The organism is Haloferax sp. s1 (assembly GCF_058382125.1).
Genome location: NZ_JBZRPK010000593.1, coordinates 1 through 8,809 on the forward strand (window position 1 = coordinate 1; position 8,809 = coordinate 8,809).

Below are 8,809 nucleotides of genomic sequence, written 5' to 3' on the forward strand. Positions count from 1 at the left end.
GTACGGGAGCGTCGTCGGCGAGTGCTGGTGGTCGGGACCGTGTCGCGGGAGGAAGACGACTTCGCGGCCGGTGTCGCCGAATTCGCCGACGATAGGTGTCGTCGATGGTTCGCCGAAGGGCGTCTCGACGGGTTCCTCGCGAGTGTTTTCGAGGGGGAGCGCCTCGTAGATACCACTGCCACCGATAAATCCGATTTTCATATTCGAACGTCGGAGAGCGCGCACAAAGTCGTAGCGAATCCGCGACTCGTCGACGCCGAAGCTAGACGACAAAGCCGCTGTCGAGAAGGAAGATGAGCACCGTGAGGACGGGAACACTGAGAAGCGTCGTCGCAAAGACGGCCGCGGAGACGAACTCGGCGACCGAGACGTTCGACATGCTGGTGTTGCCGAACTCGCCGACGAGGATAAGCGGTGTCACTGCTGCAGGCATCGCGGATTCGAGGACGAACGTCCGCGCGACAGTGAGGTCGCCGAACCCGGCGACGAGTGCGACACCGACCGCGATGGCGGGTGCGACGACCATTTTGAGTCCTGCGACGAGACCGACTTCAGAGAGCGTCGACCCGAGGTCGGAACCGGCGAGTTGGATGCCGAGAATGAGAAGCATCATCGGAATCGAGGAGTCGCCGACGAGTTTGAGCGTCTGCATCGCGGCGAGGTCCGTCGGCGGGACGACGCCCAGCCAGCGGACGACGAGCGCGACGACGACTGCGTAGATGAGCGGGATTCGGAGAATACGCTTGATGCCGACGAGCCAGCCGGAGTGGTCGGCGGCGTCGTTGGCTGCTCCTCGTCCGGCGATATAGACGCCCAACGTGTAAATGAGAACGCCCTGAACCGCGAGGTAGACGACGGCGGCCGAACGCCCGGTGTCGCCGAACGCGAAGGAACTGACGGGAACACCGTAGTTTCCGGAGTTCGGAAAAGCGGCGACGAGAACGAGCGCGCCCAACAGCGGTTCAGAGATACCGAGGAGTCGGGCGACCCCGGCGGCGACGAGAATCATCACGACGTGGTAGACGACGACGCCACCGGTGATAGTCGCGAGCGTCGACCCCGCGAGTTCGGTTGTCGCGAGGCTGTAGAACACGAGCGCCGGTGCGAGGACGTACACCGTCACCGTGTTGAGTGGCTCCGGGTCCACATCGCGGACACGGCCCAGGAGAAATCCCACCGCACCGATGGCGAGAATGGGCAAGAGTGCCGTGACGAAGATAGACAGAAGCGACATGCGGATGGCAATGGTTGGATTGCTGACTAACGTTTCGTTTCCGGCGAATCAACGAGCGATTCGCTCTCGTAGAGAGAACTAAGACGATGCGTGCTCGGTGTCGAGTGCGGGCTTCGTCGCGCTTTCAGGCACCGACGCCGTCGTTTTCGAGGAGTCGCCACGCCCCATCCCCGGTGGATTCGACGTAGTCGCGTCGTTCCATCTCTGCCATCACTTCCGGCATGCGGTCGGGTTGCGCAATCTCCATCCCGATGCGGTCTACGTCGTGGAACTCCGAGAGGTAGTGGCGGATGTCCTCTAGCTCGAAAGTGTCGTCGTTGGCCTTCGCCATCACACCCGAGGTGAGGTCGATCATGTCCTCGATGAAGTTCCACGGGTAGACGACCCAGGCCCACTCTTCGAGGCGCTCGCCGACGTAATCCGGTTCAAACTCACTCGTCTGGAGGAGTTGCAGCGTCGCCGTGCGGACTTCGCCCGCGTTTCGGTCGGTCACGTACTCGTGTGCGCGCTCGATGGACCCGCCGGTATCGGCGATGTCGTCGATGATGAGTACGTCCTTACCTTCGACGCTCCCCTCCGGCATCGGGTAGCGGACTTCGGGTTCGTTCGATTTCTGGGCAGTACCGACGTAGTGCTCCATCTTCAGGCTCGTCAGGTCGTCAAGCCCGAGGAAGTCGCAGATGCAGCGGCCCGCGAACCAACCGCCGCGTGCCAGCGCGACGATAACGTCGGGTTCGAATTCGGACTGTTTGACATCGTCGGAGACGTCACGGCAAAGCCCGTAGATGTACTCCCAGTTTGTGATGGTACACTTAAACTCGTCGGGGAGGTCGCCCATAGCTTCCGTTCACCGTCCGTATTGCCGCGCCTGACACCCTTTAATCTGTACGACTCGCCCCGCTCGTCGGTTCATTTTTCAAAGCCGCCAAATTCAGCGTTAGTGACCAATTAACCGTTGAATTCTGATTTCAGGAAGGTATTAACCCATGCTAACATGGCTCATAGTTATATCGAGCGCAAGAGTATGCATGTCCGTAGGTGACCAAGCATGCACACGTGTGGTAACTGTGGTGAGTTCGTGTCCCGTGACTTCGTCCGCGTCTTCGGTAACGAGATGGACGAGGTCGTTGGTTGTCCAGCCTGTATGAACATGCGAGAGGTGATGCAGGGCGACGGCGCTGCCGAACCAACCGGCCGCGTCCGTTGGACTCGCGCGTGAGCGGCCTTCCGCTCAACAAGATAGACACGCATCGGAATCACCGACTTCTCACTTCACTCTCGACTCCCGACCCGCTGGTTTGATACATCGCCGTGCAGTGCGCACTTCCATGGATAGCCGACGCGCCCTCCTCGTCGACGCCTTCACGACCGAACCGTTGTCCGGGAACGTGGCCGGTGTCGTCCCCGACGCCGACGGACTCGACGCGGAACAGATGCGCGCCATCGCGACCGAACTCGGCGCGAGCGAGACGGCGTTTGTGTGCTCGTCGTCCGTCGCCGACCGCCGAATCCGGTATTTCACGCCGACACAGGAAATCGACCTCTGCGGGCACGCGACGATTGCTGCGCACGCTCATCTCGCCGCCGAGCGTGCCATCGAACCCGGAACCCACTCGCTCGAAACGAACGTCGGCACGCTCGACATCGAAATCGGTGAACTGGGAGAGGTGTGGATGACGCAGGAGGCACCGACAGTTCGGCGACTCGATGTCGACTACAGCCGAGTCGCGTCAGCCCTCGGTATCGACGATGCCGCTTTGCGCGATGTTGGTGCAGACCTTCCGGCCGCACTCGCATCGACTGGCCTTCCGTACCTCGTCGTTCCCGTCAACTTCCTCGAACACCTCTCTTCGGCCGACCCCGACCAGGACGCCATCGCCGAACTCGCCGCAGAACACGACGCGGCAGGCATCTACGCCTTTAGCTTCGACGCCATCGACGGTGAGTCGACGCTCCACGCCCGCTGTTTCGCGCCGGGCGTCGGTATCCCTGAGGACCCCGCAACTGGAACCGCTGCCGGTGCCTGTGGGGCGTATCTCCGGCAGGTCGGCGCATTCGACTCGGTACCCGATGAACTACGGTTCGAGCAGGGTCACTTCGTAGACCGGCCGAGCGTCATTCGCGTCAAAGTCGGCACAGAAATTCAGGTCGGTGGACGGGCGGTGCAGTCGCTCGACGGTACACTCGTCGTCCCGGAGTTCGCAGACGACGACATCATCGAAGCCTGAAACCCCAGTCCCAGTCACTGGTTTCAGTGCGGTTTACCCGATGTACCGCAGGTCGTCGTCGCTCGCGATGCCCTGTTGTTGTTGTTGCATCTCTTGAATCTTCGCGGCGACTTCCTTCATCTCCTCTGCGCGCTCTTCGAGCGTTTCGAAGTCGACGCTGAAGTCCAAGAGGTCCTGTAGGACTTCGATGACCACCTGTGCACTCTGTGGGTCGACGAGGTAGCCGCTGGTCTCGCCCATCAGACAGGTCGCATCGAGGCCGCGACGGCCACCGAGACCGAGAAGTAGCCCCGAGACGCCGACGATGCCGCCGGCAGGTTCGCCTTCGCGGAACTCGACGCCAATGTCTTCGAGTTCGTCCAGTTGGGTCTCGTTGGCGACGGCCCCGAGGACCGACGGCTCGTCGACGAGTTCACCCGTGGGGACGCCGCCGAGGGCGAACACTTGTTCGACGTTGAACTCCTCGGCCACGTCGAGGAAGGCGTCCGTGAGATGATAGTGTCCCTCGTTGGACTGCGCCTGATGGTCACCGGTGAGCAAGAGCAGGTCCGGTCCCTCGCCGGGCGTTTCGACGGCGTGGACCGCGGCGTGGGTCAGTTCGGTGACGCCCTCGTCGATACTCACCTGTGGCGGGAACACGTCGGCGTAGATGCGCCGGACGAGTGTGGCTTCCTCGAACTCCTCAATCAGGTGCTCGACGGCGAGCTTGCCGACATTGCCGACGCCCGGAAGTCCTTCGATGAACACGGGGTCGGAGAGGTCAACCTCTGCGACAGCCTCGATTTCGATGTCGTCCATGCACGTAGTGCCGAACGCGCCGGTAAAGAGAGCGTCGGTAGCCGAATCAGAACGGCTACTTGTCTGCGGCCCGGCGCTTACGCGCCCGGCGGTACTCGCCGTAGGGGTCGTCCGGGTTGTAGGGTGCGGGCGCGCTGTTTTCGGTGGGTGCGCCGCACTCCGGACAAGAGTCAGAAAGCGAGTACACCGGGCGGTGGTGGCGGTCGCGCCACGCGCTGCACACCCGGATGTCTGATTTCATTACTCTTCGTCGCCGCTGCGTTCGCGGTGGTACTCCGCGGTCCCGCCTGCCGCTTCGATAACGTCTCGGGCGCGAGCGACGCTCGCTTCGAGTTCCGTCTCGGCGGTCTTGTAGTCGGGCGCTTGTACCTTGACTCGGTACTCAGGAGCACCGACGTAGGTGACTGCGAGTTCGATTTCGTCGGGAACTTCGCCATCACCTTCGGCGGCCTTCAGTGCCTCTTTCACGTCGTCGACGCCGTCGCCCGCAGGCGAGCGGAGGTCGACGTAGCCGGTGACGTTGACGAAGGGCACCGAAACGTTCTGTCGTGCGGTGTCGACGATAGCTTCGATTTCGTCGTCATCCAGTTCGACGTCTTCGAGCGCTTCGGCACCGTGGATTGCGGCCTGTTCGAAGCCGTCGTAAAGCGACTCGAACTCGGCGAGCAGGGCGTTCGCGATGGAACCGTACTGCTCGTCAGCGATGTCCTCGCCGAATGCGAGCGCCATCCACTTGTCGGCCTTCTGCTCGTTTTTCCACTCCTGAATCTTCTCTTTGCGTTGGTGCTCGTTAACGTCCTTAATCGAGAGGTCGATCTGCTGTGAACTCTCGTTGACTTCGAGCACTTTGGCGACGACTGTCTGTCCCTCGCGGACGTGGTCGCGGACGTTCTTGATCCACCCGCTTGCGACCTCGCTGATGTGGCAAAGCCCGCGCTTGTCTTCGTACTCTTCGAGGTCGACGAAGACGCCGAAGTCCGCGATGTCGTCTACCTTCCCGACAACGAGTTCGCCGGGGTCAGGCCATCCGCTGTACTTCATAAGGGGTCCTCCAGGAAGTTACGCCTCAAGCTCGTCGCTTTCACGTCGCTCGACCGTCTCGACGACCTCGCCGTGGAACTCGGCGTTGCCGCCGGTCGGGGTGGCGAGAGTCGTCCCGCAGACGGCGCAGTTGACGTCCGAGGAGGCCTTTCCGAAGACGACCTGTTCATTCTCACAGTCGCTGCATGCGACCTTGTAGAAGTTTCCTGCCATTGTTTACTCCTGGAACTCCAGGCGACCTGCGCGCCAGCCCTCTCGCATGTGGGCCTTGCCACAGTCCGAGCAGATGTACTTCAGGTGCGTCTTTTTCGTGGGCTTGTCGCCACCGGGCACCTTGGAGAAACGACCGGCGTTACCAATAGTGCTCTTGCCGCGCTTCTGGGCGCGAGCGTCCCACTTCATACCGGTCGGACGTCCCGACCGGACCTTCTCCACTTCGTGCTCATGGTGTCCCTTACAGTTGGGGCAATACGTGTTGAAACGGCGTGGCATCTGCATAGATATCGACCTTGTGGTGGGTTTTGGTGGGGCCCGTTAAAACCCGTTTGGTTCGACGCGACGTGCAAACCCGCCGTATTACCGACTCCACTGTGTCACGTGTGGGCAGCCGACGATGGTTCTCGGCTCTCGATTCGCCCCGGTGTCTCTTCCACGGCCGAAGCCGAAGCGATTAAGCGGTGACTGTGCCAATCCCGGCACATGAAGAAGCTCATCATCCACGGCGACCCCGGTATTCGGCGCGACGCCGTCATCGAGTACGACGGTGAGGAGTACATCTGCTTCTCCATCGACCGGCAGGGCGATTGGCACGGACCGGACCGCGTCCAGCTGTGGTGTACTATCGGGGCCGAAGACGAGCGCGAAGCGTTCGAAAAACGCGAGTACGTCCCGCATTGGCTCGAAACCGAGGGCGTCGATGCCGAGGCTGTCGAAGTCGTTCAGACGAGCGACGCAGTAGTCTAACGAAGCCTCGCTTCTTCTACCTCGTAGACGACAACCGACCCTGACCGGTGGACCGGCGTCAGCCACGCCACGTCCGTATGTATCTCCCCGTAGCGGGCGCGCTCGCCGGGGCCGACCCACACGTACTGCACGTCGTATTCGGCGATGAGTTCTTTTCGCGTCGATTCGTTGCCGACGTACATCTGGTCTACGTCGCGTACACGGTCGTAGTAGGCCTCTGGACCGCGGTAGCCGACTTCGTGTGCCCACCCGGCGACTGTCGGCACGCCCGTGAGACTCGATTCGGGGTTGCCGCGCCAGCCGTACATGACTCCCTCTCGTTTATCGTTCACCGTCGCAGACCACGTCGTCCCCGGTGCCGCGAGCATCGTCGGATTCCCATCGACGGATTCGTCGAGCCACGTTATCGCGGCTGACTCGTTCGGATGCCGCCACTCCGCAAACGCCGTCGCGTCGAGGGTCGTGTCCTGTCGCGGAGAGTTGGTGTGTTTGCCGATAGCGAGTCCTCCGTAGACCGACGTGGAGGCGACGAGAAGGACGACGACCACGACACCGACGACTCGAATCGCTCCAGCGGGGATGCGGAAGTCGACCTTCGGAAGCGACAGGTCGCTCGCCTGCACCGCGTCGCCGGCGAACCTTGCCAAGATGGCTCCCGTGGCACTTCCCCAGAGTACCCACACCTGCATGTACGTCTTGAACACCGTATTCATGCGACCGGGACCGGCCTGTTCGTTCACGAAGATGAGTTCGACGAGAGTTACGAGACCCGCACCCGCAACGACGAGAACCGTCTCGAATCGCGGGTCGTCGCTGAGTCTGAGCAGTATCCACCCGACGAGTACGAGCGGGACGACGAGTGCGAGCGCGGCGAACGAGTGAACGGCGGCAACAACCGTTAGTGTGACGAGACCACCGAGGACCGCGAGTATCTGTGCTCGGCTGGGGTCGTTTTCTTGCTGTGAACCGAGTCGCCGAGCGTAGTGGAGCACGAACGCGGTGATGAACGTACCGTGGACGAGCAGGAGCGAGCCGAACCCACTGCGCTGGGTCGGTGTGAGAATCTCGATTGTTCGCTCACTTCCGCCACCTGCGACAGCCCCGAGGAGGAACGGACTTGCGAGGGCGACGGCGGCACCGCCGGCGAGACCGACGACGAGAACTGTTCCGAGGATTCGGGCAACTTCGCTCGCGACTGCGTTGTCTCCAACGAGGGCTCGAAGTCGGTCGCGGCTGAGAAGGAGCGTCGACGGGCGCGCGGGCGCAAAGACGAGACCGAGGAAGAGGACGCCGAACACCGACGGGAAACTCCACGTATCCACGACGACCTGAAGCGCACCGACGAGGGTCGTCACGCCGACGAGAAGACGGCGCTCACCGACTGCGTCTTCGGGCGTTCGGAAGTACGCGAAGGTGAGACCGGCGGCGAGGAGCAAAAACGGGGTTCCCATCATGTGCGCGTGCAGGTCGCCGTTGAGCCACGCGAACAGTGGGAACTCGTTGATGGTTCCCGGAACCACGCGGCTCGCGTCCCAGTAGGAGAACTGCGATGCGCCGGAGAGAACCTCTGAAACGCTGTACTGCGAGCGCTCGGCGATTGCCTGTGCGATGGGGCGCTGCATGCTGTCGGGAAGTGCGAGCGGGGCGAACCGAACCGCCGTAACGAGGTTGCTGGCGAAGCCGACGAAGAACGCCGCGAGGAGGCCACCGAATTTGCCGTGAGAGCCGGCTGCACGGGAGAGGCCGCGACCGAGTTCGAACGCCGCGGTGACGAGGAAGCCGAAGAACCCAGCGAGTGCGAGGTTGTAAGCGAATTCGGGTTCCGTCCCGGTGAGCCACGCGAGGAGTATCGAGACGAGGTGGCCGCCGTAGTAGTAGCGGACGGGTTCGCCGGCGAACCACATGTCTTCGGGCGGCAGCACCGACGCGCGGGCGAGCGACTGGAGGAGTCCGAAGTCGAGGAACTTCTCACCGCCGCTGGCGTGGACCGCCGGGTCGAGCGCGCGGAGCGCAACGGCGAACAGGAAGGCAACGAGGAACACTGCGGCGGCTTCCGCGACTGCCCGCCTGTCGATATCGAGGTCGGCGGCGAGTTGCACCTCGCCGTGGCGGAGTGCGGGCAGGTCGAGTCCCGTGAGCGCCGAGGCGACGAGGAACGTCCCGACGCCGGCTGCGAGTGCAGCAGGACCGAACGTGAACTGACCGACGTAGTAGACGGGGAGGGTCAAGACGACGAGCGATACGGGGAGTGTAAGTCCAGCACCGTGACCGGGGAGGCGGCGGAATAGGCGGGTCGACAGGGGAAGACCGACCGCCCAGAGGGCCGCGAACAGCACCAGCCAACGGACCACGAGGGCGTACTCCATCTGTCAGTTGAAGGCGCGCCGGATGCAATACGTTTTGTGATGGCGGGGGCGCACAAGAGCGGTTTGCGTTTTATCCCGTGCCAAGGATTGTCGTGCCTGTTTCAACTCGCCCGGTTGGGGGGCCCTCATTACCGGTCCCCTCCCCACCGCCTAGACCCCCCCATGCACGCCGACTTCGT

General features: G+C 62.6%; 11 protein-coding genes and 1 pseudogene. 3 read left to right on the forward strand and 9 right to left on the reverse strand.

From position 1 onward, the window contains the following. The 3 genes and pseudogenes from QT222_RS11735 to QT222_RS11745 all read right to left on the reverse strand — a co-directional run. A pseudogene (locus QT222_RS11735) lies at positions 1-201 on the reverse strand (S-methyl-5'-thioadenosine phosphorylase); the annotation flags it as partial. Between the two features lie 61 nt (positions 202-262). Beyond that, entirely contained in the window at positions 263-1,234 is a 972-nt protein-coding gene (locus tag QT222_RS11740; RefSeq protein ID WP_491477279.1) for an AEC family transporter, read from the reverse strand. Between the two features lie 124 nt (positions 1,235-1,358). Continuing rightward, positions 1,359-2,072 carry a phosphoribosyltransferase gene (locus QT222_RS11745; RefSeq protein WP_004057573.1) on the reverse strand — a complete coding sequence of 238 codons (714 nt, stop codon included), beginning with the start codon at positions 2,070-2,072 and terminating at the stop codon, positions 1,359-1,361. 210 nt (positions 2,073-2,282) lie between these two features. Between QT222_RS11745 and QT222_RS11750 the strand changes: the two genes are divergently transcribed. Beyond that, positions 2,283-2,453, forward strand: a complete 171-nt coding sequence (locus QT222_RS11750) for a DUF7563 family protein (RefSeq protein WP_004057572.1) — start codon at positions 2,283-2,285, stop codon at positions 2,451-2,453. A 109-nt stretch (positions 2,454-2,562) separates the two neighbouring features. After that, entirely contained in the window at positions 2,563-3,462 is a 900-nt protein-coding gene (locus QT222_RS11755) for a PhzF family phenazine biosynthesis protein (RefSeq protein ID WP_004057571.1), read from the forward strand. Between the two features lie 33 nt (positions 3,463-3,495). On the opposite strand, the gene QT222_RS11760 is transcribed toward QT222_RS11755, so the two are convergent. The 5 genes from QT222_RS11760 to QT222_RS11780 are packed head-to-tail and all read right to left on the reverse strand — an operon-like array spanning position 3,496 to position 5,799. Beyond that, positions 3,496-4,260: a proteasome assembly chaperone family protein gene (locus tag QT222_RS11760; protein WP_491477280.1), complete on the reverse strand. Its 765-nt coding sequence runs from the start codon at positions 4,258-4,260 to the stop codon at positions 3,496-3,498. Positions 4,261-4,315: 55 nt separating this feature from the next. Further along, positions 4,316-4,501, reverse strand: a complete 186-nt coding sequence (locus QT222_RS11765; RefSeq protein WP_491477281.1) for an RNA-protein complex protein Nop10 — start codon at positions 4,499-4,501, stop codon at positions 4,316-4,318. Then, the gene (locus QT222_RS11770; protein ID WP_491477282.1) at positions 4,501-5,301 is read right to left on the reverse strand and encodes a translation initiation factor IF-2 subunit alpha; all 801 of its coding nucleotides are present in this window, start codon (positions 5,299-5,301) and stop codon (positions 4,501-4,503) included. Before QT222_RS11770 ends, QT222_RS11765 begins: the two co-directional genes overlap by 1 nt. A gap of 18 nt (positions 5,302-5,319) precedes the next feature. Beyond that, complete coding sequence (locus tag QT222_RS11775; protein WP_004057567.1) at positions 5,320-5,514, reverse strand: 30S ribosomal protein S27e; 195 nt, start codon at positions 5,512-5,514, stop codon at positions 5,320-5,322. A gap of 3 nt (positions 5,515-5,517) precedes the next feature. After that, positions 5,518-5,799, reverse strand: coding sequence for a 50S ribosomal protein L44e (locus tag QT222_RS11780; RefSeq protein WP_004057566.1), 282 nt, complete (start codon positions 5,797-5,799; stop codon positions 5,518-5,520). A gap of 201 nt (positions 5,800-6,000) precedes the next feature. On the opposite strand from QT222_RS11780, the gene QT222_RS11785 reads away from it, so the two are divergent. Further along, positions 6,001-6,264, forward strand: coding sequence for an HAH_0734 family protein (locus QT222_RS11785; RefSeq protein WP_491477283.1), 264 nt, complete (start codon positions 6,001-6,003; stop codon positions 6,262-6,264). Here QT222_RS11785 and QT222_RS11790 read toward each other — a convergent pair. Continuing rightward, entirely contained in the window at positions 6,261-8,630 is a 2,370-nt protein-coding gene (locus QT222_RS11790) for a DUF2298 domain-containing protein (RefSeq protein ID WP_491477284.1), read from the reverse strand. The two genes, QT222_RS11785 and QT222_RS11790, sit on opposite strands and share 4 nt — an antisense overlap. Positions 8,631-8,809 lie beyond the last annotated feature (179 nt).